General features: G+C 43.8%; 24 protein-coding genes. 19 read left to right on the top strand and 5 right to left on the bottom strand.

Annotated elements, in window-relative coordinates; all coding sequences use genetic code 11:
- Positions 1-71: 71 nt before the first annotated feature.
- From E0496_RS26255 to E0496_RS26310, 12 genes are all read left to right on the top strand, one after another.
- Entirely contained in the window at positions 72-1814 is a 1743-nt protein-coding gene (locus E0496_RS26255) for an extracellular solute-binding protein (RefSeq protein WP_141504708.1), read from the top strand.
- A 109-nt stretch (positions 1815-1923) separates the two neighbouring features.
- A complete protein-coding gene (locus tag E0496_RS26260; protein WP_141504709.1) occupies positions 1924-2829 on the top strand; it encodes an ABC transporter permease in 906 nt (301 codons plus the stop codon).
- 13 nt (positions 2830-2842) lie between these two features.
- Positions 2843-3721, top strand: a complete 879-nt coding sequence (locus tag E0496_RS26265; RefSeq protein ID WP_141504710.1) for a carbohydrate ABC transporter permease — start codon at positions 2843-2845, stop codon at positions 3719-3721.
- Between the two features lie 42 nt (positions 3722-3763).
- Positions 3764-4906: an aminotransferase class V-fold PLP-dependent enzyme gene (locus E0496_RS26270; protein ID WP_141504711.1), complete on the top strand. Its 1143-nt coding sequence runs from the start codon at positions 3764-3766 to the stop codon at positions 4904-4906.
- 15 nt (positions 4907-4921) lie between these two features.
- Positions 4922-5941: an alcohol dehydrogenase catalytic domain-containing protein gene (locus E0496_RS26275; RefSeq protein ID WP_141504712.1), complete on the top strand. Its 1020-nt coding sequence runs from the start codon at positions 4922-4924 to the stop codon at positions 5939-5941.
- 93 nt (positions 5942-6034) lie between these two features.
- Positions 6035-6253: a hypothetical protein gene (locus E0496_RS26280; RefSeq protein ID WP_141504713.1), complete on the top strand. Its 219-nt coding sequence runs from the start codon at positions 6035-6037 to the stop codon at positions 6251-6253.
- On the top strand, positions 6231-7421 hold the full coding sequence (locus tag E0496_RS26285) for a M20 family metallopeptidase (protein ID WP_141504714.1): 1191 nt from the start codon (positions 6231-6233) through the stop codon (positions 7419-7421). The genes E0496_RS26280 and E0496_RS26285 overlap by 23 nt, the downstream gene beginning before the upstream one ends.
- Positions 7422-7423: 2 nt before the next feature.
- On the top strand, positions 7424-7813 hold the full coding sequence (locus tag E0496_RS26290; RefSeq protein ID WP_141504715.1) for a RidA family protein: 390 nt from the start codon (positions 7424-7426) through the stop codon (positions 7811-7813).
- Positions 7810-8553, top strand: coding sequence for an MBL fold metallo-hydrolase (locus E0496_RS26295; protein WP_206669869.1), 744 nt, complete (start codon positions 7810-7812; stop codon positions 8551-8553). The genes E0496_RS26290 and E0496_RS26295 overlap by 4 nt, the downstream gene beginning before the upstream one ends.
- Positions 8554-8568: 15 nt before the next feature.
- Positions 8569-9579 carry a Gfo/Idh/MocA family protein gene (locus E0496_RS26300; RefSeq protein ID WP_141504717.1) on the top strand — a complete coding sequence of 337 codons (1011 nt, stop codon included), beginning with the start codon at positions 8569-8571 and terminating at the stop codon, positions 9577-9579.
- 13 nt (positions 9580-9592) lie between these two features.
- Positions 9593-11560: a DUF4838 domain-containing protein gene (locus tag E0496_RS26305; protein WP_141504718.1), complete on the top strand. Its 1968-nt coding sequence runs from the start codon at positions 9593-9595 to the stop codon at positions 11558-11560.
- Complete coding sequence (locus E0496_RS26310; RefSeq protein WP_141504719.1) at positions 11557-14220, top strand: hypothetical protein; 2664 nt, start codon at positions 11557-11559, stop codon at positions 14218-14220. The genes E0496_RS26305 and E0496_RS26310 overlap by 4 nt, the downstream gene beginning before the upstream one ends.
- Positions 14221-14342: 122 nt before the next feature.
- Here the strand turns inward: E0496_RS26310 and E0496_RS26315 are convergent, their stop codons facing one another.
- On the bottom strand, positions 14343-16007 hold the full coding sequence (locus tag E0496_RS26315) for an S-layer homology domain-containing protein (protein WP_141504720.1): 1665 nt from the start codon (positions 16005-16007) through the stop codon (positions 14343-14345).
- Positions 16008-16051: 44 nt separating this feature from the next.
- Entirely contained in the window at positions 16052-18385 is a 2334-nt protein-coding gene (locus E0496_RS26320) for a carbohydrate binding domain-containing protein (protein ID WP_141504721.1), read from the bottom strand.
- A 386-nt stretch (positions 18386-18771) separates the two neighbouring features.
- Between E0496_RS26320 and E0496_RS35690 the strand changes: the two genes are divergently transcribed.
- The 6 genes from E0496_RS35690 to E0496_RS26345 all read left to right on the top strand — a co-directional run bounded on the left by E0496_RS35690 (position 18772) and on the right by E0496_RS26345 (position 21937).
- On the top strand, positions 18772-18909 hold the full coding sequence (locus E0496_RS35690) for a hypothetical protein (RefSeq protein ID WP_206669870.1): 138 nt from the start codon (positions 18772-18774) through the stop codon (positions 18907-18909).
- Positions 18910-18960: 51 nt separating this feature from the next.
- A complete protein-coding gene (locus tag E0496_RS26325) occupies positions 18961-19497 on the top strand; it encodes a CPBP family intramembrane glutamic endopeptidase (protein WP_206669871.1) in 537 nt (178 codons plus the stop codon).
- A gap of 41 nt (positions 19498-19538) precedes the next feature.
- Positions 19539-19799: a hypothetical protein gene (locus E0496_RS26330; protein ID WP_141504723.1), complete on the top strand. Its 261-nt coding sequence runs from the start codon at positions 19539-19541 to the stop codon at positions 19797-19799.
- 96 nt (positions 19800-19895) lie between these two features.
- Positions 19896-20552, top strand: coding sequence for a response regulator transcription factor (locus E0496_RS26335; RefSeq protein WP_206669872.1), 657 nt, complete (start codon positions 19896-19898; stop codon positions 20550-20552).
- A gap of 131 nt (positions 20553-20683) precedes the next feature.
- On the top strand, positions 20684-21301 hold the full coding sequence (locus tag E0496_RS26340) for an acetate uptake transporter (protein ID WP_141504724.1): 618 nt from the start codon (positions 20684-20686) through the stop codon (positions 21299-21301).
- Positions 21302-21568: 267 nt separating this feature from the next.
- Positions 21569-21937, top strand: a complete 369-nt coding sequence (locus tag E0496_RS26345; RefSeq protein ID WP_141504725.1) for a DoxX family protein — start codon at positions 21569-21571, stop codon at positions 21935-21937.
- 103 nt (positions 21938-22040) lie between these two features.
- Here the strand turns inward: E0496_RS26345 and E0496_RS26350 are convergent, their stop codons facing one another.
- From E0496_RS26350 to E0496_RS26360, 3 genes are read right to left on the bottom strand one after another with little or no spacing between them, the layout of a single operon-like run.
- Positions 22041-22406 (bottom strand): GntR family transcriptional regulator, encoded by a 366-nt coding sequence (locus tag E0496_RS26350; RefSeq protein WP_141504726.1) that lies wholly within the window; start codon positions 22404-22406, stop codon positions 22041-22043.
- Positions 22406-23059 (bottom strand): ABC-2 transporter permease, encoded by a 654-nt coding sequence (locus E0496_RS26355; protein ID WP_141504727.1) that lies wholly within the window; start codon positions 23057-23059, stop codon positions 22406-22408. The genes E0496_RS26350 and E0496_RS26355 overlap by 1 nt, the downstream gene beginning before the upstream one ends.
- Entirely contained in the window at positions 23052-23906 is an 855-nt protein-coding gene (locus E0496_RS26360) for an ABC transporter ATP-binding protein (RefSeq protein WP_141504728.1), read from the bottom strand. Before E0496_RS26360 ends, E0496_RS26355 begins: the two co-directional genes overlap by 8 nt.
- Before the next feature lie 198 nt (positions 23907-24104).
- Here E0496_RS26360 and E0496_RS26365 point away from each other — a divergent pair, with 198 nt between their 5' ends.
- Complete coding sequence (locus E0496_RS26365) at positions 24105-25454, top strand: FAD-binding oxidoreductase (RefSeq protein WP_141504729.1); 1350 nt, start codon at positions 24105-24107, stop codon at positions 25452-25454.
- The last annotated feature ends 8 nt before the right edge of the window (positions 25455-25462 follow it).

The raw sequence follows: 25462 nt of genomic DNA on the forward strand, positions 1-25462 counted from the left end.
GATTGTACATCCTATATCCTATAAAGTGTAAGCGCTAACAAATAGGTTGAAAACAAAGGGAGGATATTGAATTGAAAGCATCTCGAAGGAATATGACGTTATTGGTTATGGTCGCTTTTGTTTTGTTGACCGCGGCGTGCAGTTCTGGAAATTCTACCCCATTGGCAACTGAGCCAAGCACTAGCCCGGAAAGCACTTCGAGCAGCACGAACGAGGCTAAAGTGCCTCCGCAAGAAGAATATGTAATTAAAATTCTTACCCAAGATAACGATCAGATTAAAAGAAGCGACGAAACCAAAATCGGAAAAGCGATTAAAGAGAAATTTAATATCGTATTTGATTTTGTTCAAACACCGGGCAATTATACAGATAAATTAAATCTGATGTTGGCTGGCGGAGATTATCCTGAAATCATTACCATTCGGGACAATGCCACGTTTGATAAATATGTGCGTGCAAGTGCTCTGCTTCCTTTAGATGAGTTTGTGGAAAAATCACCGGACTTTGCGAACATGTTCAGCGTACAAATTCCATTATGGAAATTGACTGCCCCAGACGGAAAGTTATACAAGTGGGAGGGCGGTGTACCGGTTGATTTCAAAAATTATATAGAGGTTCTCGATATCGGAGTGCGGACTGATGTTCTAAAGCAGCAGGGTTGGCCGAATTTACTGTCAACGGAAGATTACATTAAATTCCTAAAGCAGGCGTTGAAGGATAATCCGACTACAAACGGTCAGAAGACACTTGGAATGGTTGTACCATTCGCTGAGCCTTGGGGAATGCAAGGAATTTCCACCATCATGTATGAGAAGGGTGGAAGGTATACAGCGGCAGCCGGAAATATGGGAGTCATTTGGAATCAGGTTGACAAACAATTTGAAGACATGATGATGAATGAATATGTGAAAGAAAGCTTAGGCTTCTTCAACAAGCTTTACCGAGAAGGAATACTCGATAAGGATTCCTTCACGGATAAATATGATCAATTTGTTGAGAAACTCAATAGCGGCAGGGTGTTGTCTTCCTGGTATGTAGTATGGGGACTCTCTACTGCGAATCAGGGACTGATCGACGCCGGACATCCAGAAATGCAATATATCAACATGCCCGTTCGCAGTATGACGCAGATGGAGCGGAACGAGAAACGTCAAATTCGTGTAGAGGATACACGCCCATTTGATATTTACGCGATTACTAAAAATGCTAAGCAACCTGAGAGAATTAAGGAATTGCTGGCGTGGGCAGCGACTGAAGAAGGACGGGTCTTGCTGCAGTCCGGTTTCGAAGGAGAAGAATATACGATTGTCGATAATAAGCGAGTACCGACTGAAGCTTACAAGAAAACACTGACTGACATGGATGCACAAAGAAGCGTCGGATTCGGTTTGTTCAACTTCTTGGGTAATGTATTGACGAATGGACAGGACGGAGTTCCTTACACCATGGCCTTCGATCCAATTATTCAAGATGAATTAGGGCTGACAAAAGAAATGAGAGAAGCCTACAACGCATTAGGGTGGGAGAACTCCAAGGACTATTATTTAGAGACCGGAGAAGTGGCCAATACCGGAATTGCCGGAACGGTGTCCATTGATTCTACTTCTGAGCTGGGTACATTGCATCAGAAGATGGTTGATTTCCGCGTTAAAAATTCTACTAACTTGATTATCAAACCAAAGAACGATGAAGAATTCGATACTTTGTATCAATCCGTCATCAGCGATTATCAAAAGCTGAATCCGGATCTTGTAATCAGTGAATATAATCGACTCTATCAGGAAAAGCAAGCACAGCTAAATCAACTAAAATAAGGTGAGTTCAGGGCTTGAGGATGTTGGGAACAATGAATATTTGGATCGACATTCGTTTCAATCTTCATTGTTTCTCTTCATCTCTTCCGAGTTGCGGAAAGGATAATTTATGATCACAAAAATCGTTAGACAACGATATTTGTATGCCATGCTTATACCGGCTGTCTTGATAGTATTTACTTTCTCGTATGTTCCTCTCTTTGGCTGGTTGATTGCCTTTGTTCATTATCAGCCCGGTTATCCGTTATTCAGTTCGGAATGGGTAGGATTGCAGCAATTCAAAGCGTTCTTCACCGAAACCAATGATTATATGTACCTATTACGAAATACACTTTCCATTAATATAGGGGCTCTCATTGCCAACCTAGGAACGGCATTTCTATTCGCTCTTCTGTTGAATGAAATCCGGCAGCGATTTTTCGGTAAACTGATTCAGACCGTTACTTTCTTTCCCTTTTTCATATCTTGGATCATCATCTATTCGCTTTCAAGTGCGTTGTTTGCTACCTCTTCAGGTGCAATAAATGAAACTTTAGTGCAGTGGGGCTGGATCGACGAAGGCATTAATGTGCTGGGGGATCCTACGTACTCGTGGGCTTTTATTATCCTAATTGGAGTATGGAAGTTTTTGGGTTACAACAGCGTCATTTTTATTTCAGCCATTGCCTCGATTCCATCTGAATTCTATGAAGCAGCCCAAATAGACGGAGCTAACCGATTTCAAAGAATGTGGCACATTACGATACCCAACCTTATCCCTACGCTAATTGTACTACTCATTTTGAACAGTGGATGGATACTTAATTCCAACTTCGAGCAGTTTTATCTGTTCACCAATACAACGAATTGGGAGAAGATGGAGGTTCTCGATATATACATTTACAGATATGGGCTTCAATTGCTTAATTATCCCTATGCGACGGCGGTTGGCATTATGAAGACGGTTATAAGCCTCATTATTATCGTATCAGTCAACGCCATCGCTAAAAAATCAACGGGGAAAGCCATATTCTAGATAGGAGAACAAGATGAAGGAACGGACGATAAGCGGCACCCTATTCGATATCGGCAATTTTTTGTTTATGCTGTTCATTTTGTTGCTCATGGTATTTCCATTCATTTATATCATCAGCTATTCCCTAAGCAGTCCGAATATGCTGAAAGGCGGACTTGTTCTGTTTCCAGCAGGATTCACGTTTGATTCTTACGCGAAAGCACTTGGAGATTCTGCGGTTCTGAAAGGGGCCCTCGTATCGATCGCACGTGCATTGATTGGCCCTGCAGTCATGCTGTTTTTTACCTCCATGGGTGCATATGTGCTCACGCGCAGTGATTTGGTCGGTGTAAAATTTTTTCGCAAATATTTCGTGTTTACACTTTACATTTCCAGCGGGATCATCCCGATGTATTTGCTAATGGGATATCTCCAGCTAAAGGGAACCTTTCTAATTTATATTCTTCCAGGCGCCGTCTCCGTGTTCAGCATGGTATTAATTAAAACGTATATTGAAGGATTGCCTAAGGAGCTGGAGGAAGCTGCCGTAGTTGACGGGGCGAACGATTTCAAGCTATTTTTTCAAGTGATATTTCCGATTTGTACACCAGTGTTTGCCGCTGTTGTATTGTTTGAATGCGTCAATCAATGGAATGCATTTATTGATACACAAATCTATAACACGATGTCTCCTAATTTGTACCCGTTGCAATACGTACTGTATAACACGTTGAATCAAATCAATTCGCTGGAGCAATTGAGAGATCAGGGGCAAAAGCAAATGAGTGCCATTACACCACAAACCTTTAAGATGGCGATTACAGTCATTACAGTTTTGCCAATAGCTTGTGTATACCCTTTCCTGCAAAAATATTTTATTAAAGGTTTATTGGTTGGATCCATCAAAGGGTAAGTTCAGCGAACAATTCATTATAAAAAAGACTAGGAGAAGCCCATGAATGCATTGATCAATAAGCAGTCTTTTGTCGGATTACAAGATTGCACTTGGTTTTACAATGGAGCTGAGACTCCACCGCACCAGGGCTGTCTGGATGCCGTAGCTGAATATTTCAATTACAGAGGCAAAGGACCGCATGGACGTGATCATAACGCTGAAATCGAGCAAGCCTGCAAAGTGAATTTAGCGAGGCTCTTAAACGGCAAGCCATCTAACATTGCTTTGTTGTCCAATTCATCGGAAGTCATCTCTATGATTGCGCAATCGCTAGATTTCGATGCTGGCGATAATATCGTGATCAACGATTTGGAATTTCCTTCAGGTGTTCTGCCTTGGGTTTTGTTGAAGCAGAAGGGGCTGGAAGTTCGTGTTGTGAACCATAGGAATTGGAAAATAACCGTTGAAGACATTATGGCGCAAGTGGATGAGCGGACCCGACTGGTCATGACCAGTCATGTGAGCTATTTGAGTGGGGCTAAGTTAGATTATCGTTCCTTATATGCGCAACTCAAGAAGACCAAAACCTTGCTTTTACTTGATGCTACACAGTCGCTTGGTGCAGTTTCGGTTGATATGAATGAATCCGATTTTGTAGTATGCAGCTCCTATAAATGGCTGCTATCCATTCATGGAATGGGTATTCTCGGAGTAAACCCGGCAAGAACGGCAGAGTTTCAGTCTTGTTCAGTAGGATGGAGAAGCGTTCGCGATATGTTTGGGTCGGACCGTTTCGAATCTTTCAAGTTCCATGAAGATGCTCGCCGCTTCGAGCTAGGCTATCCGAGCTTCGCTACGGTCTATGCAACCCGGTTCTCTACGGGGCTGCTACTGGAGCATGGAACCGATCGGATTGAGAATCATATTTTGACGCTTGGCAGCAATGTCATCGATCGGCTGCTGAAAAGTGGATATGAAGTGATGACGCCAGAGGATCCGGACCAAAGGGCAGGGAACATCAGCGTAGTTGCTGAAGAAGGCGAATCCATTGCTCGTTATTTAAGCGAACAGAATATTTACGTGTGGGGCGGAGACGGACGGTTTCGGATATCCATTCATGTGTTCAATGATGAAGAGGATATCAATAAGCTATTCAAAGCATTGGAATCATACAACAATGATCGTGAGACGGCCATGAAATAGAATGGAGGTACTTTAATGAAAGCGTTAGTGTGGAATGCAGCAGGAAGAATGGACTGGGAAGAACGGGAACGTCCCATTCCCCTGTACAATGAAGTGCTGGTACGAATCGAGGTTGTTGGAATTTGCGGATCGGAAATTGAAGGATATATGGGACATAACAGCCTTCGGATCCCTCCATTGATTATGGGACATGAGTTTTGCGGAATTGTAGAGCAGGTCGGTGATGAAGTCAATCATGCGTTAATAGGCATGAAAATTGTCGTTAATCCTCTTCTCTCCTGCGGAGATTGTGCAGCTTGCCGAAAAGGATTGCCCCAATTGTGCAAGAGCAGAAAAATAATTGGTATTCATTACCCAGGGGCATTTGCGGAGTGGGCAATTGTACCGGTCGAAACTGCTGTGGTCGTTCCTGAATCGGTGAGCTCCTATCGTGCTGCTCTTGCTGAGCCTCTTGCTTGCTCACTTCGGGCAACTCGAAGAGCGATGGAGCGTCATACATTTGCCAATGTGATTGTCTTCGGAGCAGGGGGGATCGGTTTGCTCTGTGCCAAAACAGCCATGCTTCTTGGTGCATCGAAGGTCATGATTGTGGATACGAACGAGGCAAGATTAAAGATGAGCCGAAGCATTGGGATCGCAGAAACAGCCAATGCGCTCGAGGGTAATCTGGAAGAGCGGACGAGGCAAGCGTTTGGTTCCAAAGGGATCGATGTCGTGATCGATGCTGCCGGCTTCCAACCGACCAGAGAAACAGCGATGAAGCTGCTCAATGCAGGCGGCACCTTCATGAACATTGGTCTTGGAATAGATGAAACGGTACTGCCAATCAATCATTTGATACGCAGTGAAATTGAAATACTAGGATCATTCTGCTATACGGGCAAGGATTTTCATGATGCTGTAGAGCTGCTAACCACAGGAAAAATTACAGAAGAAGGCTGGACGGAGATTCGACCGCTTGCCGAGGGAGACAAGGCATTTTCTGATTTGGTTGCTGGCAAGGTGACAAGCGGGAAAATATTACTAAAGCCGTAGCTGCGAACTCTCGGGTCAACATTGTTGCAGAATAAATTTTGCTTTGGGAGAGCGGGTATACCTACGAAAGCACTAATAACGAGGCAAACTTTTTTGCAAAAACAAAGCATGAGCGTTGATTTGGTTGAGTATATAAAGCAGCAAATTCTCGATGGGCAACTAAATCCAAGTGACCGTATCGTGGAAACAAAGTTCGCGAAGGAGCTTGGCATTAGCCAGACACAAGGGAGCTGCCTGAGACGAAGGGTTGGTCATACGATGACATTAATTGGCTCTAGGAGTGAGAAGGATGGATTTATCATCGGTGATTGATTCCGAAAGTGCAGCGCATCCAGCTGTAAGAATCCTGGACGATCTGCTGCGCATCCAAAGCGTAAATCCGCATTATGAGGAGGAGGCGCGAGGAGAGCGAGACGTTGCCGATTATGTCGAGGAGCGTATGCGTAAGGCGGGGCTGCAAGTCACCCGGCAGCCCGTTGTTGATGGACGTGACAATATTATCGCTGAATTGCGTGTAGGCAAGCCAGAATCAGCCTTGCTGTTCGAGGCGCACATGGATACCGTATCCATAGGGAGCATGGAAAATGCGCTAATACCTAATTACCGTGAAGGTCGGTTGTATGGTAGAGGAGCTTGCGATACGAAGGGCGCATTGGCCGGCATGATTCACATGATGGAGAGATGTGCGCAGCATCCGGAGCATCTTAACGCGGATCTTATATTTTGCGCTTCTGTTGACGAGGAATACGCTTTCCGGGGACTTACAACGTTTATGTCGCTTCATTTACCGTTATCAGGAGCTGTTGTTGGAGAGCCAACAGAGCTTGGTATCGTCGTGGAGCATAAGGGCTGTGCTCGTTTTACCGTGCAGACGTACGGCAAGTCCGCACACAGCTCGGTTCCGCACAAGGGAGAAAATGCCATAAATGCAATGATGGATGTTGTCCGTTATATTCATGAGCGCGTGGAACCGGGGCTGGCGACGACTAAGAGTGCATTGTGCGGGAAACCAACGATTGTTGTGAGCACGATCAACGGCGGAAGTCAGATTAACATCGTTCCGGAAGCTTGTGAAATTAGCGTCGATCGTCGTATCGTGCCGGGGGAGTCGCCGGAGCAGGTGCTATCTGAATTTGAACGTGATCTTAGGGCAGAGCTTAGCCAAACGAGGCTAACCATCGAACCGCTGCTGCTCGATCCCGCATTAAACACACCGCATGACGCTGCAGTTGTGCGGTCGGCGAAGCAGGCTGCCGCTACGCTTGGCTTGAATTCATCCCTGCGAGGCGTTACGTACGGAAGCAATGCAAGCAAGCTACAAGCATGGAGCGGCATTCCTTCTATTGTGTATGGCCCAGGCTCAATCGAGCAGGCGCACTCTGCGGAAGAATGGGTACCGGTTAATGAGGTTGTGCAGGCAGCTGAATTTTATTATCAATTGGCCTGTTCCTATAAGGGCAATCAAGAGGAGAGTAGCTAGCGATGAGAAAAGAAGTTATTTGTTCAGATAGAGCGCCAAAACCTAGCGGTGCTTATTCTCAAGCCGTAAAGCTTGGCGATATGGTCTATGTCGCTGGAACATGTCCATTTGATATCGTGACGGGAGAGCTGTTGTTTCCGGGAGATATGGAAGAGCAGACGCGTATCGTACTCGAATATATGGGCGAAATTTTGTTGGCCGCTGGAACTTCGTTAGAGCATGTGGTCAAGGTGACCTCCTTTATTGACGACCTGAACGAATTTGAGCTATACAATCGGACTTACCGTGAATTTTTCAAAGAGGAACCTCCAGCACGCAGCACGATTGAAATTGGCAAGTTTCCTGCAGGCATGCGCGTGGAAATTGAGTGTGTTGCCTACATTCCGTCATGATTAAGCTCGACGAGGGCATTTTCATGGTCGGAAGCGGTAAGTTTGGCGCTCAGATCAGTGATTCGATGGATTGCAATGTCTATTTGCTGGATGGAGGCAATGGCGAGTATGCGTTGATTGATGCAGGAGGCGGAGTGAATCCAGAGCGGATCGTCGCGAATATAGAACGTTTAGGTATCGCTCCCTCACAAATCAAGTATTTGGTGCTTACTCACGGACATGGCGATCATGCGGCAGGTGCTGCTTATTTTCAACGTCAATATGGAATTGCGGTTATCACTTCAAAGGAAATTCAACCGTGGATTGAGCGGGGAGACAGAAATAAGGTAAGCATCACTGCAGCGGTAAAGGCGAATGTGTATCCAAAGGATTACCAATTCCTGCCATGTGCAGTTACCCAGATCGTACTGGAGAATGATGAGATCATCATCGGAGATATCGTACTGAAGGTAATCGAGACGCCGGGCCATGCACGAGGGCATATTGCTCTTCTGTTGGAGAGGGATGGGAGAAAGCTGCTGTTCAGCGGGGATACTGTTTTTGCCGGGGGAAAGGTCGTTATTCAGAACATCTGGGATTGTAATATTTCAGAATATGCGGATACGGTCGCCAAACTACATCAACTCCGCGTCGACAGCCTTTTTCCAGGGCATGGCATGTTTTTGTTGATCGAGGCCTGGAAGCATATTGAGTGTGCGCAGGCTTGCTTCGAAAGGTTGGAGGTTCCGCCTAATTTATAGAGAGGGAGTCAACTCATGGACAAAGTGAAAGTAGGTATTCTTGGCTTGGGTAGATGGGGGATGAATCATCTGGAAGCCTTTTGCTCGCTCGCGCAAGCGGAGGTTGTGGCTGTGTGCGATCACTCGCCAGAGAAGCTGGAACTAGCCGGGCAGAAATACGGCATTAAGCAGCTTTATTCCAATGTTGATGACCTAATTCTTAACGATGATATCGATTTGATCAGTGTAGTTACCTTCGAAAGCCAACATCTGGAGCCGACCTTGAAAGCGCTTCGATCGGGCAAACATGTCCTTGTTGAGAAGCCGGTAACGATCAGGCCTGAAGAGGCACGGGAAATGCAGACTGTCGCGGCAGACAGCGGCAGGCTGCTGCTGCCTGGTCATCTGCTCCGCTTCGATCCCCGTTATGCGGCGATCAAAGAGGCGATTCAGTCAGGTAAAGTAGGTACTCCGGTGAGCATGTATATGAAACGGGCCAGGGAGCAGTTTTTATTCGATACGTTTAAGCGAGTGCATACGGTCTATGAGCTAATGATACACGACATCGACTTGGCCATCTGGTATGCCGGTTGTCGGGTTAAGAAGGTAAAGGCTTACGGAAGAACATTATCAGGTTCCTCCTCTCCTGAAGTGCTGTGGGCAAATCTTGAATTCGAGAACGGTGCGATTGCCGTCCTTCATAGCAACTGGATGACGCCTGACGCGGCAGGCATTGAAATTGCCGATGCGATCGAAGTCATCGGTCAAAGCGGATCGGCACATTTTGAATCGAGCCATTCGGGCTTGCATATATGGGATGGAGGAGGCAGATTAACGCCTGATATCCATATACATGTGAAGCTTCACGGCGAAACCATTGGAAGTTTACGTGAGCAGTTAACTTATATTTGTCGTTGCATCGCGCAGGGTGCAGAGCCATCCGTTATTTCATTCGCTGACGCTGTTCACGGGGTAGAAGTTGCCGACGCGATTGTCGCTTCGTGTGAGAAAGGGCAAGAAATTGTGCTTGGAGTGTCAGTGCAGTGAGGGGGAGAGCAGGATGTTACGTGAATTAATCCAGCAGCATGAGAATTGTGTTTACGTCATTAAACATGATAATCAAACGATCCAATACGCAGCAGAAGAATTAGTCCGTTACGTAGGAGTGATTTCAAATTGCAGTATGATTCTCAAAATCGTTGAAAAGTATGACAAGAGAGAAAATGGTCTATGGATCGGCTTAACAAACGATTTTCTAGCTGCTTCATGCATTGCTGGTGAACAGAATCCTTACGATGATGAGATGATGATAGAAGTATCTCACGGTAAAGGAATGATAACCGGGGTAAATCCGCGGAGCGTGCTGCTTTCGGTCTATCGTTTCCTGTTTGAGCTAGGCTGCAGATGGGTGAGGCCGGGAGTCGATGGTGAATATTTACCACATACGGATTTTAGGTCCTACGCCATAAATGTAAAAGAGCGAGCTTCTTATCGATACAGAGGGATATGTATGGAAGGTGCGGTTAGTGTTGAACATGTCACCGAGATGATCGATTGGATGGCAAAGGTTGGATTCAACAGTTATTTCATTCAATTCAGAGAAGGCTATCATTTCTTTGAACGATGGTACAGCCATTTGAATAACCCACTTAAGGTTTGCAGCGACGATTTTAATGTGGAATTAGCAAGAACCTATGTCGCTGAGGCGAAGCATGAGCTTCAAAAAAGAGGAATGATTTATCAAGCTGTTGGCCATGGGTGGACATGCGCTCCTTTTGGGATCCAGGGGATGAGCTGGGAGAAATGGGAAGAGGAGATCGATCCTGGAATCACTCCGTATTTCGCTCAAGTGAATGGTAAGCGTGAATTGTGGGAAGGCATTCCCATTAATACAGAGCTTTGTTATTCGAATCCTGAAGCCCGCCGTAAAATGATAACGGAAATCGAACTCTATGCATCCTTGCATCCGGAGGTCGATTTGCTGCATCTTTGGTTGTCGGACGGTTCCAATAATCAATGTGAGTGCGAACGATGTTTGCTTGAAACGCCATCCGATTTGTATGTGAAGTTATTGAATGAATTAGATCAGGCCTTGACGAATCGTGGGCTGGAAACCCGAATTGTATTCCTCATCTATCATGAGCTGATGTGGCCGCCCGAGAATGAAAGGATTGTCAATCCAAACCGCTTCGTTATGCAATTTGCTCCGATAACCCGCACATATCGACAGTCATTCGCTGCGATTGACCATGTTCCAGATGTTCCGTTGTTTATAAGAAATAAGCTGGATTTACCGCAATCGGTGGAAGGGAACGTAAGTTATCTTAAAGCTTGGAGGAATCAATTTCAAGGCGACAGCTTTGATTTCGATTACCATTTCATGTGGGCGCATCAAAAGGATCCCGGTTATTTGCAAATTTCAAAAGTATTATATGAAGATATCCTTCATTTGCAACCGTTAGGCTTGAATGGATTTGTCAGCTGTCAGGTGCAGAGATCCTTCTTTCCAAACGGGCTTCCTATGTCGGTTATGGCCCGAACATTATGGAACAAAGAGCTAAGCTTCAATGAAATCGCAGAGGATTATTTTGCAAGCGCATATGGAAGAGACGGAATGGCATGCTTGAACTATGCAATGAAGCTGTCAGAACTTTATTTTGAGCTTAATTTGGATCAGGCCTCTGATCGGAAAGTGATTAACAGTGAAGTTTTATTTTCGAGCGTTAATTCGCTTATTCATCAATTCGAGTCTGTGATTGAGAATAATAGGAAGCAGGATAACCATTGCCACGCCAGTTCGTGGAAATATATGAAGCTCCATACAGACATTTGGAAAGAGCTGACGCATGGCTTAGAGCTGCTGGATAAAGAAGAGGTCGTGCAAGCTCAGCTTGTATGGGAGGACGTGAAAAAAAGAGCGTGGCAAATGGAGGAAAGCTGTCACCATGTATTTGATGTATATAATTTTGTTGGTGTGTTTGATCAAGTTTTTTCTGCAAGAAGGTTAGAAGGGAGAATGGGGGAGTGACAATGATACTTGAACTGCAAGCTAGCCAAGACAAGCCGGCATTGAATTTTCCGCATTTCCCGACACGTATGCAGGCAGTCATTTGGCGGAATTGGAGCTTGGTGCCTATCGCTAGAGTCGCCGAAGTTCTAAGTGCTACGGAAGCGCAAATTAGAGAAGCGGCTGGTGAGCTTGGGCTTGAAGAATCACTAGTGAATACCGAGCAGAAATGGCTTGAACGAGGATATATTACGATCATCCGAGCAAACTGGCATCTGCTATCCTTCGTGCAATTGCTGCATTTGCTCGGATGGACAGAGGAACGTCTGGCTTTCACGTTGAAAGAGGACGATTTTTTATGGATCAAGTTAGGCAGTATGAAGCCTTGGACGGAGCCTGTCCAGTATCAGCCTTTAAGCGATGAGCAGCGAGCACAAACTAGGCGCATAAAAGAAACGTTGGCTGAGCGCTTCGATAGACATGCGGAAACCTCGGCACAGCTGAGCCGATTAGAGCAGCCTTTTGATTTTCTTGATCAATATAAGGTGGAAAATAGACCAAATGCAGCAGCGGTAAGGGATGTGAGACCGGATGAGCTCAGGCTTGATACGCGGTGGACAATTGTTTATCCGCAGGGGAATTCCGCTGTGGAAATGTCGGTCAAACGATTCGTAACAAAGCATGAACAGATTTGGGGAATCAAATGGGATATTCTCCAATGCTCAGATTCTTCGAAGGCTTTATTAGAGGGTTCTGTTATGCGTATCGAAATCATAACGGATAAAACTCAATTAGCAGAGAGTCATACGATTACAGCGGATGCTCATACGAATCAGATCTTGATCAGTGCCGTTGATGATGCTGGAATCATGAGAGGGCTGCAGTGGATTGCCGCGCAGATGCAAAAACGCAGGGTTCCTTATATGATCGCAGGAGAGTACCGAAGGACAACAAAGTTTGATACGCGCATCATATATTCTTACAGCGCCTTATATGGGGATCCGCTTCTCGCGCCTGAATTAAATCCGTTCCCCGACGATCTCTTGGAAAGATTGTCCGAAACAGGCATAAACGGGATTTGGCTGCAAAGCGTTTTGTACAGCTTGGTGCCATGGAAGGTGGCGCCTGAATTATCCGTGGATTCGGACAAACGCATAATCGGCCTTCGTAAGTTGGTAGAACGAGCCGCTCATTACGGCATCGGCGTTTACTTGTACTGTAATGAACCTCGTTCCATGCCTATTTCCTTCTTTGAGGATAAGCCTGGCTGGCAAGGCCATACCGAGGATGGACAGGGCATGCTGTGTACTTCCCATCCGGATATTCAACAGCTGCTTAGCAACAGTATAGCCTATTTGTTTCACGAGGTGCCTGGTTTGGCTGGTTTAATTACGATTACAATGTCGGAGAACTGGACGCATTGTTATTCGCGTGCGGCCGGTGGCGTGACGAATTGTCCGCGCTGCAGCAAGCGCAAGGCAAGCGAGGTTGTTGCAGAAGTCAACCGTTTGATTGTGGAGGGCGCTGTTCGGGAGAAACCGGATGCGCGTATTCTTTGCTGGACATGGGGATGGTCCCATCAAGCGGGTTGGACGGAGCAGGATATCGCCTCTGCTATTGACGCTCTTCCGGAGCAAGCGATCGTCATGTGTGTGAGTGAAGAAGCGATTCATACGAATATTGCCGAAATACCGGGAGAGGTTATTGATTACTCGATGTCCATAGTCGGGCCTGGAGAAAAGGCACTGCATAGCTGGCGGGCGGCCAATGCCCGTGGGCTACGTACTGCAGCGAAGGTTCAGTTCAACAATACTTGGGAGTGCTCGGCGGTACCGTTCCTACCTGTTTTTCAGCAGCTTGAAGAGCATTTGAATCGTCTGGACGCTTCGGGGGTCAGCGCTTTAATGCTAAGCTGGACATTAGGCGGTTATCCTTCGCTCAATCTGGAGTTAGCCGCAGAATATTATTGGGATACCGAGCAGGATGACCATAACCATGAGTTAACTGGAATCGTTGCGCTGCTCCAAGGGAAATTCGGCCGTGCGGCTGGACCATGGATAGCTGAAGCAACGGACGCTTTCAGCCGAGCATTTCGAGAATTCCCGTTTGATCTGAATGTCCTATATGCTGCACCACAAAATTACGGACCTGCTAACCTGCTGCATATGGAGCCTACTGGGTTTGACGCAACCATGATCGGATTTCCATATGATGATCTTAAGGGCTGGCGGGGAATTTACCCGGAGCCTGTTTTCGCCAAACAGTTTAAAAAGCTATCCAGTGGTTGGAAGAAGGGACTGCAGCTGCTCGAAAAATCGCACAAGTTTGTACTTCCCGAGGCCAAGCGCGAGTTTGACAGCTTAATGACAGCAGCTTCCGGAGCCTATTTTCATTTTCACAGCACCTATTTACAAATCGAATTCGTCAGAACTCGCAACCGATATCATAACACGAAACAAGAGGAGACACGTCTTAAATTACGTCGTAAGCTCATTGATATCGTAGGCGAGGAAGCAGATGATGTCCTGCTGTTGTATAATCTCGTTATTAAGGATTCCCGAATAGGATTTGAAGCGAGCAATCATTATTACTATACCGTACAGGATTTAAAGGAAAAGATCATAAACGGCAACTTCATTATTCAGCAGCTGCAACAAGAAGCGGAAACAATAAAACCGTAATAAACGTCTCTCAAACCAAATAAAGAAGGCGAATTGTAGCAGTAGAGGCTGAAGATATTCAAATAAAAAGAAACCTTAGCATCGAGCAGAAGGTTTCTTTTTATTTGGATTTTGGCAATCGCCTATAGCTTTTTAAGTAGATTAACGATAATTTGCGATGATTCAGCACGCGTTGACCATTCTTTCGGTGCAAAATGCCAATCCCCGCGCCCTGAAATCAAACCAAGCTCAAACGCAGTGTTCACATCGGTTTTAGCCCACGCAGAGATTTCTTTCACATCGATAAAAGTAGTGTGCTGCTCAGCCGTTGCCTGGATTCCCGTCTTGTATTGATAAGCGCGAACAATGATGGCTGCCATTTCTTCGCGAGTAATCGTTTCATTTGGAGCAAAGACAAACTCGCTGCGCCCTTTAATGATTCCCGTTTCTTCGGCAGCGGTCACGATTGAAGCATACCATGCTTTGTTACTCACATCGGCAAATGAGGATATTCCTGCTGCTTTTAGCCCAAGAGCACGTACAACAAATGCGGCAAATTCAGCGCGCGTTATATTAGCGTTAGGAAGGAATTGGGTATCATTTACACCAATTACGACATGCTTGGCTGCTAGTTCTTTGATTGCAAGTATCGCCCAATGCGTATCGGAGACATCTTCAAACGATTTATCATATGATAGTACAGCGTATTTACTAAAATGGCTTACTTCTGCGGTCATATATCCTTCTGCAATTACGCCACCGGCGTATTCAAGTTCACCGCTATCAGTGATAAAGTAGTGGCCAAGCAAACTTGATTGTGCGCTATAGTTAACTTTTAGCTTAACCGTAATAGGCTTATTGAATGTCGTTAGGGTCTGCACTTTGCCTTTTGCAGTGATGACACATAGGCTGTAATCAATGATATCGCCGTTAGCCGTTATTTTCGCCTTTGCTTTGTTCGATGCCTTAGTCAATAAATCATTTTTCACTTCGAGAGAAACTTTATTGAAGCTGAAGGAAATTTTCGCATCCTCCATTTCATCGAAGGATAACAGATCCTGCAAGCTTTTCAGCACTTCCACCGGAAGGTAAACAGATAAGTCCTTAAACTTCAATTCGAGCTTGTTGTTGCCGATGATTTCAGCGGCTTTTGCAGGCAGCAGGACAGTTTGCTTTCCGTCCGCAACTTCAATGACTACTTTACCGTCTTTGATATTATTCAACTCTTGCTTACTCACGTCGACGGAACCCAAAACATGTGGGGGTGTTTCCATTTTCGCTGAACTAACGGAAGCACTTTCCATCAGTGAATACGTTTGATAGCCTAAATTGTGATCCACTGCTTTAATTGATTTCCAGGCGACGGTGGATTGTCCGAGTTGCTTATACTTAAAGGTTAAAGTACCGATCACAAAATCTCCACTTTTACCAAGTACATTACCGGTTTTTGTATGGGCGATGACAATTTCGTTGCTATTGATTTTCGGGGATATGGAAAAACCACCGAGAGTCGACGTCGTTTCCACCAGCTCAAGATGATTAGGGTCAAACGTAAATCGTGCTTCATAGCCATATAAATCCACCACGTTTTTACCTGTCATGCTCACGACAACTTGATTATTGGATGCTCCAATAGAGGTTATTCGGAAAGTTGGTGTTTTCTCTACATTTGCGCTCGCTGGAAACGACAAGAGCGAACTAAGCACAGTCATGATTAGAAGAGTTAATAAATTACGTTTCATAATAGTTTCCTTTCCATGGGTGCAAGCTTTGATGAATCCGTTTTCTAAGAAATTGTGTAAAAACATGCTTGCAATTAGAAAGGGAGGGAAGAAGTCCCTCCCTTTTCATTCTAGCTAATTAATTTCTTGGCAATCGCTGAGAGATCGAGGATATCAATAATACCGTCGCCGTTAATATCGGCATTCTTGACCGTTTGCCAATCAGAACTGTTGCTGTTTTTGCCGTAATTAGCGGAAACGAGGGCTAAATCGCCGATTGATATTTTACCATCCTCGTTTATATCACCCGAGCCTCCTCCTTTCATTACTTCTATAGCAACGGAAGCTGCGTCAGCTTGGTATTCATTTCCGCGTACGTCCGCTAACATAGCGTTAAGAATCGAGATTAAGCCGGATGCTGTCTGAGAAACTTTTTTTGATTTAAAAGTTAGTTCTATGATTGGCGCGTTACCGGTAATCGCGTGTTCCGGACCTTCGCTGGCAATAATTAACCGAAGCTTTCCGGTAGGTGCCTTAACCACCTCGATAAGTTTGACACCTTCCTTCAAAGACTTAGCAGAGACAAATTCCATAACGGCAGGATTATAATCCAAATTGATGTCCTGTGCGTAGACAGGGTGGGTAATATCGTTTAGTCCAAAGCTTACTTTAAATTCCGTTCCAGATGTGATCGAGCTCATATTGGCGGATAAGGTGCTTTTGAATTGTGCGGGTTGATCCGGTTTCTTCAGGCTGAAATCATCCACATAATAAATGCCGGTTCCCGCCTCCGATTCCGTATAGATTCGTGCATAATTCAGGACGCCCGTCCAAGTAATGTAAGCCGATCCGGATGAAAGTACCCATTCTCCGTTATTTGCCTCTACAAAAGAGCCATTAAAGTAATGATCACCGGTACTATCGTTAATGAAGATATTTGCATACATGGTTTGCGTATCTTCCGACTTCGTGCGAAGCATAGCTCCGAAATCATAGGTGCCTTGCCCGTTGCTTAACAATATTGATTTTATATCCTGCATCGCGCCTGTGTAGTTCATGCTCCTTGCACTTATTTCAAGCGCATTTGCACCTGATTTCACTGGATCGGTAACAGATGTCAGTGTACTTGGATTGTATGCCGTCCAGCCCGTTAATCCGTCTTCAAAGCCTGGATTTACTAGAAGCTCGCCCATGCCTTCCGTCGGCAGTGCATAAAGACGTCCCTCACCGGGAGCAAATTCAGCCGAAATTACGCCTGTTGACGCATTATAATTCGTACTTACTTCATTGCCCGTAACTTTGGAAATTTCTTTGATCGTAGTAGGGGAAGAATTGACATGGAAAGACAGCGTCGCAGTATTGGCGTAGTCTCTATTAACTGCCATAATATATTTCCTGCCGTTTGCATCGGTGAAATAAGAGATGATTACGTTATCTGTGGTATTCTCAGGCTTCCAGAAAAAGTCGGCGGGAACAGCATTCGTTCCAGCTGCCATTACTCCTGAATGGTAAACATCTTCTGAATTTAATTTCATTAAAGTGGGGCCCCATTGTTCAATTTGCGCGTTCAAGTTTTGGAAGGGTTCGTACAGATCCGTCTTTGTTCCGTCTGTATGAATGATTGCCCCTTCGAAAGGCACGCCAGGGTGCCAATACGGAAACCAATAAAGAGCCTTCATACCATACGCAAGGGATGTAAATACGTTATATCGTAATTCGTCTCCAAGCGGGCGCCGCATATCAAAGTAACCAGCAGCTTGAATGTAGGCGCCAGTCTTCAAGTTGTGAGCCAAGCCCTTTTCCCTAATTATTTTTAAATTCGTGTAATAATCATCCAAGATGTCAAAATTCGTTGTGCCATTGGTTCTAAACGGATAATTATCGAATGTTAAATATTTAAGATCGGGAGTTGCTTCGATGATTTGATCCACATAGTCTTCATATTCCGGTTTATTCCAAACATAAGGTAATAAGTTTAAGTAAGGCACTGAAACTGGATCATGCTGCAGGAATTGTTGATAAGCATGTCCCGCGTAAGTAATATTTTCAAATAAGGGTTCGTCCATGACGTAATATCCGCCCAAACCAGGAAGACCTTTATAGTCGTTCACCATTGCAGCAATTTCAGCATCAGTAGCTGTATTATCATATACTTTATCGAATCTAGAATCTGCAACTACAGCTTTCATGCCTCTTTCAGCCGCTAATTCAAGCATCTGTTTGTTGACTTCTACGGTGTTCAAATCTGTGGAAGCAACATTAATAATCCAGTTGATATGTGCTTGTTGGAGATAATCGTAATGAGTCTCGTTGGTATAAGCAGCAGGTGGCACCCAAAATACGCCGATCTGGAAATCTTCATCCGCAGCTGAAACCTGTTTGGCAATCATCAAACTAAGAATTAAGCCTATTGCGACAAAAAAACCAAATACTTTAATTTTTCTTGGGTTTTTAACTAGTTCCACATTCAACGCTCTCCTTTGTAACACGATTATTTTAAAACCATGTCTACTCTCAGCTGTGAGTTCCTTTTACCCCTCAAGAACGATAAAGATCACCTCCTCAAATATTCAACTTGCATGAAATTGACTACATTAAGGATTAAGGATTATATATGAAGAATGGAAAAAAAATAAAAAGAAGCAGTTATGATAGCGCATACATTTTGTGTACAACGCTAATATAAACTTACTGTTGGCCAAAGCATATGTCAGGATTTTAGCAATCGTATGTTCATTTTATTTAATTCCGATTGATGACGATCGTCACTTATCATGTGACGGTCTTTTTTTTTATATTTATTTTAGAAATGGACTTTGCCTTAGAAGGAGTGGGAAGGTTGAATAGAGAAATGGAAACAAAACAATACATTGTTGGTAAAATGTGGTTGTTATGGGCTTTGGTCGCATTGCCGATGGCTTTCTTCCGATTCGTATTACTGCCGATTCTTGCGCCAATCGTCACTTTCCATCCGGGCATTCTCTATTGAATGCTTATGATTGTCGGCATGATTTGGCAGTTCGTATTATCTATGATTCTCTTGAAAAGAGAATTAGGCAATCTGGGCTGGGAGAGGCTGAAAAAAAGACTGTGGTTAAATCATCCGGTACATCCGAAGATGTTCAAGGTTTACAAAATCGCATATTCCTTTACTATTCCAATCATATTGTACGCTTTTTTCTTTGAAAGCTCGGGTTTGTTCGGGTTTATGGAAGAAACGATTAATCGTCTTTTTCCGGTATTGGCCCCTCAGGACTATACAAGGATTGAAAACCTGGCGACACCTGAATTTGTCGGCGCCTGGTATTTGCTCGGTATTGCTTTAATCAGTTGTCTGTTTAATTATTTCCTTGGGGAAGAGTTATTCTTCCGTGGCGTTCTTCTTCCTAAGATGAAGGGAGCCTTTGGCAAATGGGATTGGGCCGTGAATGGCATTTTGTTCGCAACGTATCATCTTCATAAAATATCAGAGATTCCTTTGTTTATCGTAGGTTCGCTATTTTACGGGTTTTTAAATGCCAAAACTCGCAGCTTCTGGCCGGCTGTCATCATTCATGGAGTGGAGTCCATTCCCTAGCTGTTCGGCGTTACAGCCGTTATTTTAGGATTAATAAAATCATGAATGATACAGCTCAGCAGACGGGCGTTCAATTTATGTTGTTTTTTGAGATGAACACCCCACTTATCTCCCTTCAGGAGTATGTGATGATCAACTCTATCAAGGAGTCGATCACCAATGCGCTAAAGCATGGCAAGGCGAGTAGGGTTGAGATTGCGATTACGGAGCAGCAAGATACGATTCATATGGATGGTAAAGGACAATGGAAGAGGCAGCGATTCGGTCATCTATGGCTTTGGTCTGAATTCGATGGAGGATAGAATTCAGGCTATCGGAGGGCAATTAAACGTAGTAAGTGAGCCGAATAATGGATTCATTCTCGAAGTCCATATGCCTGTTGCAAAGGGGGAAGAGCAGTGAATACAGATCGCAAGATCAGTATCATGCTTGTAGATGATCAGAAGCTTATGCTGGAAGGTTTGGAAACGCTGCTCTCGGTACGCTCGGACTTGGAGGTCGTTGGGACGGTTTATAGCGGAGAAGAAGCACTTGAACGGCTTAGCTTGTTCGTTCCTGATATCATTCTAATGGATATTCGAATGCCGGGCATGGGAGGGGTGGAGGCAACCAAAATCATCAATGAGCTGCATCCGAACGTGGTTATTCTTATCTTAACGACCTTCGATGATGATGCTTATATAATAGAAGCTTTATGCAATGGGACTGCAGGATATTTGCTTAAAGACATTGACGGAGTCAAGCTTGTTCAATTCATCTATGAAGCGCTTTCCGGCAATTTGCTGCTCACCGGCAAAGTGGCTCGCAAGCTTGCCCTTAATATCCGTAACCAGATCAGTCGAATTGAAAATGCGGGTAAGGAATTTGAGCTGACAGAAAGAGAGCATGACCTTGCAAGGCTTCTTGTGGAAGGCTGCAATGCAAAGGAGATTGCTGAACAGTTATATTTGACACAAGGTACGGTTAAAAATTATTTAAGCGATATATACGCTAAGATCGGTACCAATGATCGGGCTAAAGCGGTCTTGTTATTACAGAGCTACTTATCCATGTGACTATCCGTGAACTTTCTGTGAATAACAGACATGAAATGTGACAATATATATACGGACATATTCAGTATGTTAGATATGTGATAGAATAGGTCCTCAAATGGATATACTTTAAATCGGAGGCTTCTTAGTTCATGACATCACAGACACATCAAAATGTAAAAATCGTAACAGCAGACCCTAGTGCAATTGGGTTATTTGGTTTGGCCATCGTCACGCTGGTTGCTTCATCGCAAAAGCTTGGCATCACTACTGGACTCAGTTATGTCATTCCTTGGGCTATTTTTCTCGGTGCATTCGCTCAGCTATTCGCTTGCATTCAAGATGCTAAGCATAACAATACATTTGGAATGACGGCGTTTGGAGCGTATGCTTTCTTCTGGTTTGGAATGGCAGCAAGCTGGTTAATTAAATTGGGTGTTTTTGGCCCGGAACTAGCATCTGGACTTGATGTTAAGCAGCTAGGATTTGTATTTCTTGGCTATTTAATCTTTACGCTCTTTATGACCATTGGCGCAATGGAAACAAATAAGGTGCTATTCATTATCTTTGTATTGATTGATTTCTTGTTCATAGGATTAAGCTTGGATTCATTTGGTGTAGGGAATGGAGCTTTTCACACATTCGCAGCTTACTCTGAGATGGCCATAGCCATTGTTTCTTTCTACGGATGTGGTGTTGCCGTGTTGAATGCGCACTTCGGACGGGTTTTTCTTCCAGTTGGCGCTCCCTTTAGAATTTTCAAGAAATAATTGCACTTTCCTCAAATTGAAGCTGCTCGAATGGGCAGTGGGAATCCATATTAGAACATTGACCCGTAGGATAGACACTTTCAAAAAAGTGCTCTTCTACGGGTCTTTTTATGTTTTTATGAAGTTATTAGGGAAGTGAGGGATCAAGCTCTTGGTTTCCATTAATTCCTTCATAATAATTGCTTTACAGAATACGTATCTGTGTACTATTATAAAAAAGGACACCAAATGGTGTCTAATAAAAAACGGAAAAGGAAGAGGATTCGCATGCATATACTAACCATCGTTCTTCAAAGCTGGCTGCTTTTCTCCATGGTTTTCTTTGGCGGAAGCAAGATTGCAGGAGCCAAGCATCAGGTCGAACTATTTGATTCAATTAAACTTCCTCAATGGTTTCGCGTCATTACGGGCTATGTTCAAATTGTTGGATGCATAGGACTCATCATCGGTTATTGGTATCCGGAGGTTGCCGCATGGTCCGGAATAGGGATTGGCATTATGATGCTGCTGGCTATCCTCTCTCATCTTAGAGTCAACCATCCATTTGGAAAAGTGTTCCCGGCTATATTGAATCTGCTGATAGCTATTGCTGTAGTATTCTTATATGGAGATGAATTATCCAATCTTTTTGGGTAATTCTATTCGTGGCGACAGCAAGCTAATCTCTTTAAATCAAATATAAAGCACCAATAAAACAAATAAACCACGTCCTTAGGACGTGGTTTATTTTCATTCCTGTTCAGTAAACTTCCTTCAACAGCTCAAAGGCTTCTTCTAACGAGAGGCCAAAGGATTTGTAATACTCCGTGTCGGTAATCATTTGCTTCAAGATCATTTCATTTCGTTTCTGAAGCATCTCGTCGGGAGAGAGCTCGGCTATAAAACATCCTTTGCCGGTTACGGTGTAAATCAACCCCACTCGTTCGAGCTCTTCCCAAGCTTTTTTTACAGTAATGATACTCACACGAAGCTCCGTGGCCGCTTGACGTATGGGTGGCAAACTGTATCCCGTTTCTAGTTCGCCCTTGAGAATTTGTGCGCTGATTTGTTCAAAAAGCTGCTGATAGATTGGTTTATCAGAGGTGTTCGAAATTGCTATGTTCATTATATTTCCACTTTCTCAAATCGTTTTATGGCAATACGATAGGCGATTATCGTAAATATTGCAAAGATCATGATGCCCGCGATTAGGATAAATAAATGAGTTGTCAAATGCTCAGTGCCTGCCCCTTTAAAAAGATTAGACACGAACGAATTTTGTATGCCGAGCCATTCTGCGCATCCAGCAAACAGGATAGTGGCAGTAATGGATACAACTGTAGCTGCCCCGTATTTATATGCTGTTTTGTAATACATGGATATAAAAATAAGATTGAAGATCGCAATCATCACAAAGCATAGTCCCCAAAAACCAAAGGATGGCTTGAAAAATAAGTAGATCAGATTCGGATACAGGCGAACACTAATCATGCCATATATCATTGCAATAAGGATATGCATTAATTCCAGAATGACAATAACAGATACTTTTGCTTTTACGATGTCTTTTTTGGTTACAGGCAGCATGCTTGTAAATATTAAATCATTTTGCGTTTTATAGCCTGCAAACATGTTCGGTATCGTGAGGAAACAAAAGTAAAGCAGGACAAGGAAATATAACCATGAGGGAATTAGCATTAAGGCCCCTGTTAAGAAAGGCATGATATAGAAGAAAGGATTTACGCCCAGCTTTAATTCCTTCATTAGCAAATTATACATGAAGATTCTCCTTTTTCGAGAAATAGATCATAATCTCCTCAAGATTGGGTAAAGCCGATTTTATATCCCACGATGGATCAAAGTCTTTCGTATGGATCAAGCCTGTAAAGCCGAATGAATTCTTTTTGTAGGCAATTAACTGGTCTTTTATCGAATCCATTTGTTCTTCTTTCCCATTCACCAAGCGATAGGTATCAATAAATTCTTCTTTCTCAGAGCTATTGATAATTTGTCCGTTATCGATAAAAGTAATATAGTCGGCACATTTTTCCAAATCAGTTGTAATATGAGTTGAAAACAGGATGCTGATTTCACCATCTTCTACGAGTTCCTGAAAAATATCCAATAAATTATCTCTGGCAACCGGATCAAGTCCGCTTGTGGGTTCATCAAGAATAAGCAGCTTTGCACCGTGTGATAAAGCGATGGCCAAGCTGTATTTCACTTTCATCCCGGTAGATAATTCAGCTATTTTTTTGTTTTCATTCAAATTAAACCTTTTCAAATAATTGTAATAGGCATCATCGTTCCAATTACGATAAAACTTTTTAATTACGTTAGTTAATGTTTTGATCTTGTTTCGAGTATAGAAATTTATGTCTCCAAAGGCAGAGCCAATTTCTTGTTTTAATTCGAGTTCGTGCTCAAGCATCTCTTTGCCCAAAATATAAATTTCACCGCTATCCTTATGAATCAAATTCAAAATGGATTTTATAGTCGTTGTTTTTCCTGCGCCATTGGCCCCGATAAAGCCCATAATATAACCCTTCTCCAGTTGAAAAGAAACGTCTTTTAATTGAAAATGCTCATATTTTTTATTTAAATGTTTAATATCTAATGCAAGCATATAACGAGCCTCCTTAATTATTGTGTATGTTGTGTATGCACAATATATCATTGGGACTAATCGTATGTCAATTGCTATTATTAAATGTGACTAATTTCAGTACATCGGCCTATTCCATACACGAATGTCCTTCATACGATATAAGGTGTCATATTTTGATTAACAGTGTAATCATTTGCCTAATAGGAGATGTGATGATTGAAATCAAAAACGAAGCTTACCGGGCGAGTCATCTTTAGAGGTGATTCGGGTTATGAATCGGCACGTAAAAATTGGGATCCTCATACGGACAAATTTCCCAAGGTGTTTGTATTTGCTCAAAGAACGCAAGATGTATCAAACGCGATAAAATGGGCCCGCGAGAATAAAGTTCCCATTCGTCCTAGAAGCGGAAGACATTCTCTGGAAGTTAATCTTTCACAGGTCAATGGCGGCATTGTCATCGATGTAAGTGAAATGAACAAAATTAAGCTAAATAAAAAAAATGGAACGGTTGTTGTTGAGACAGGCAATCGAGTGGGAAGAATTGCAAACACGCTTGCACGACAAGGTTTTATAGCTCCCTTCGGTGACAGCCCTACTGTTGGGATCGGTGGCATCACACTTGGCGGTGGAATCGGGCCGCTTCAACGGTCGATTGGACTCATCAGCGATAATCTTCTCGCACTCGAAATGGTTGACGCGAAGGGAAAAGTTATTCGTGCCAACAAAAATTGCAACTCTGATCTTCTATGGGCTTCCCGAGGGGGAGGCGGTGGAAACTTTGGCGTCTATACAAAATACAAATTCAAAGTGCATCGCGCTCCAGTGAAGGCTACTGTATATCGTGTCACTTGGCCGTGGAATCAATTCGAAGAGGTACTCAAAGCCTGGCAAAAATGGTCTCCTTTCGTCAATAACAAACTAGGCAGCGAATTATCCATTGGCCCCAAAAAAGGCGGCAATGTGACAATGGAGGGGCTGTTCCTCGGATCAAACACGGAGGCGATCCGTCTATTAAAGCCCGTTACGAGTGTCGGCACTCCTACAAGCACAATCATCCGGTTATTGCCTTACACGGAAGCAGTGAAATTTCTATTGCCTCCCGATCCGGTGCTTACTCAACGGTACAGTAATCAGTTCTCTTCCGGTTTCGCTAGGAAGCCATTTCCGAATAAGGCCATAAAATCCATGCGTGAATTTTTAGAAAATGTAGAGGGTGAGTTCGCAGGGTTCTTTTTCCTCAACTGGGGTGGAGCAGTAAGCCGTAAATCACCTAGATCAACAGCATTCTACTGGCGTAAAGCACAATTTTATGTGGAATGGAACAGCTCATGGATCAAGCAATCGGAAGCTGCTAAAAATATCGCCATCGTTCGCAATACACGTCGGAAACTACAGCCCTTTATTGTAGGATCCTATATCAACGTTCCAGACCAAGGGATTAAAAATTCCGGTCCGGTTTACTATGGAGCAAACTTTCCTAGGTTACGGAGAATAAAAGCTAAATATGATCCTGGAAATGTCTTTAGAAATCCCCAAAGCATTCCTCCAGCTTGTAGGAGATAGGTTAATTA

The sequence above is a fragment of the Paenibacillus luteus genome (genome assembly GCF_006542765.1).
Classification (GTDB): Bacteria; Bacillota; Bacilli; order Paenibacillales; family Paenibacillaceae; genus Pristimantibacillus; species Pristimantibacillus luteus.

What these genes read in the sequence shown, in the direction of transcription:
- E0496_RS26360 (WP_141504728.1), bottom strand. Translation starts at nt 23,906, where the DNA reads ATGCTTGCATTAGATATTAAACATTTAAATAAAAAATATGAGCATTTT.
- E0496_RS26285 (WP_141504714.1), top strand. Translation starts at nt 6,231, where the DNA reads ATGGATTTATCATCGGTGATTGATTCCGAAAGTGCAGCGCATCCAGCT.
- E0496_RS26330 (WP_141504723.1), top strand. Translation starts at nt 19,539, where the DNA reads ATGAATGATACAGCTCAGCAGACGGGCGTTCAATTTATGTTGTTTTTT.
- E0496_RS26340 (WP_141504724.1), top strand. Translation starts at nt 20,684, where the DNA reads ATGACATCACAGACACATCAAAATGTAAAAATCGTAACAGCAGACCCT.
- E0496_RS26295 (WP_206669869.1), top strand. Translation starts at nt 7,810, where the DNA reads ATGATTAAGCTCGACGAGGGCATTTTCATGGTCGGAAGCGGTAAGTTT.
- E0496_RS26315 (WP_141504720.1), bottom strand. Translation starts at nt 16,007, where the DNA reads ATGTTTTTACACAATTTCTTAGAAAACGGATTCATCAAAGCTTGCACC.
- E0496_RS26355 (WP_141504727.1), bottom strand. Translation starts at nt 23,059, where the DNA reads ATGTATAATTTGCTAATGAAGGAATTAAAGCTGGGCGTAAATCCTTTC.
- E0496_RS26305 (WP_141504718.1), top strand. Translation starts at nt 9,593, where the DNA reads ATGTTACGTGAATTAATCCAGCAGCATGAGAATTGTGTTTACGTCATT.
- E0496_RS26270 (WP_141504711.1), top strand. Translation starts at nt 3,764, where the DNA reads ATGAATGCATTGATCAATAAGCAGTCTTTTGTCGGATTACAAGATTGC.
- E0496_RS26345 (WP_141504725.1), top strand. Translation starts at nt 21,569, where the DNA reads ATGCATATACTAACCATCGTTCTTCAAAGCTGGCTGCTTTTCTCCATG.
- E0496_RS26260 (WP_141504709.1), top strand. Translation starts at nt 1,924, where the DNA reads ATGATCACAAAAATCGTTAGACAACGATATTTGTATGCCATGCTTATA.
- E0496_RS26300 (WP_141504717.1), top strand. Translation starts at nt 8,569, where the DNA reads ATGGACAAAGTGAAAGTAGGTATTCTTGGCTTGGGTAGATGGGGGATG.
- E0496_RS26265 (WP_141504710.1), top strand. Translation starts at nt 2,843, where the DNA reads ATGAAGGAACGGACGATAAGCGGCACCCTATTCGATATCGGCAATTTT.
- E0496_RS35690 (WP_206669870.1), top strand. Translation starts at nt 18,772, where the DNA reads ATGGAAACAAAACAATACATTGTTGGTAAAATGTGGTTGTTATGGGCT.
- E0496_RS26290 (WP_141504715.1), top strand. Translation starts at nt 7,424, where the DNA reads ATGAGAAAAGAAGTTATTTGTTCAGATAGAGCGCCAAAACCTAGCGGT.
- E0496_RS26275 (WP_141504712.1), top strand. Translation starts at nt 4,922, where the DNA reads ATGAAAGCGTTAGTGTGGAATGCAGCAGGAAGAATGGACTGGGAAGAA.
- E0496_RS26350 (WP_141504726.1), bottom strand. Translation starts at nt 22,406, where the DNA reads ATGAACATAGCAATTTCGAACACCTCTGATAAACCAATCTATCAGCAG.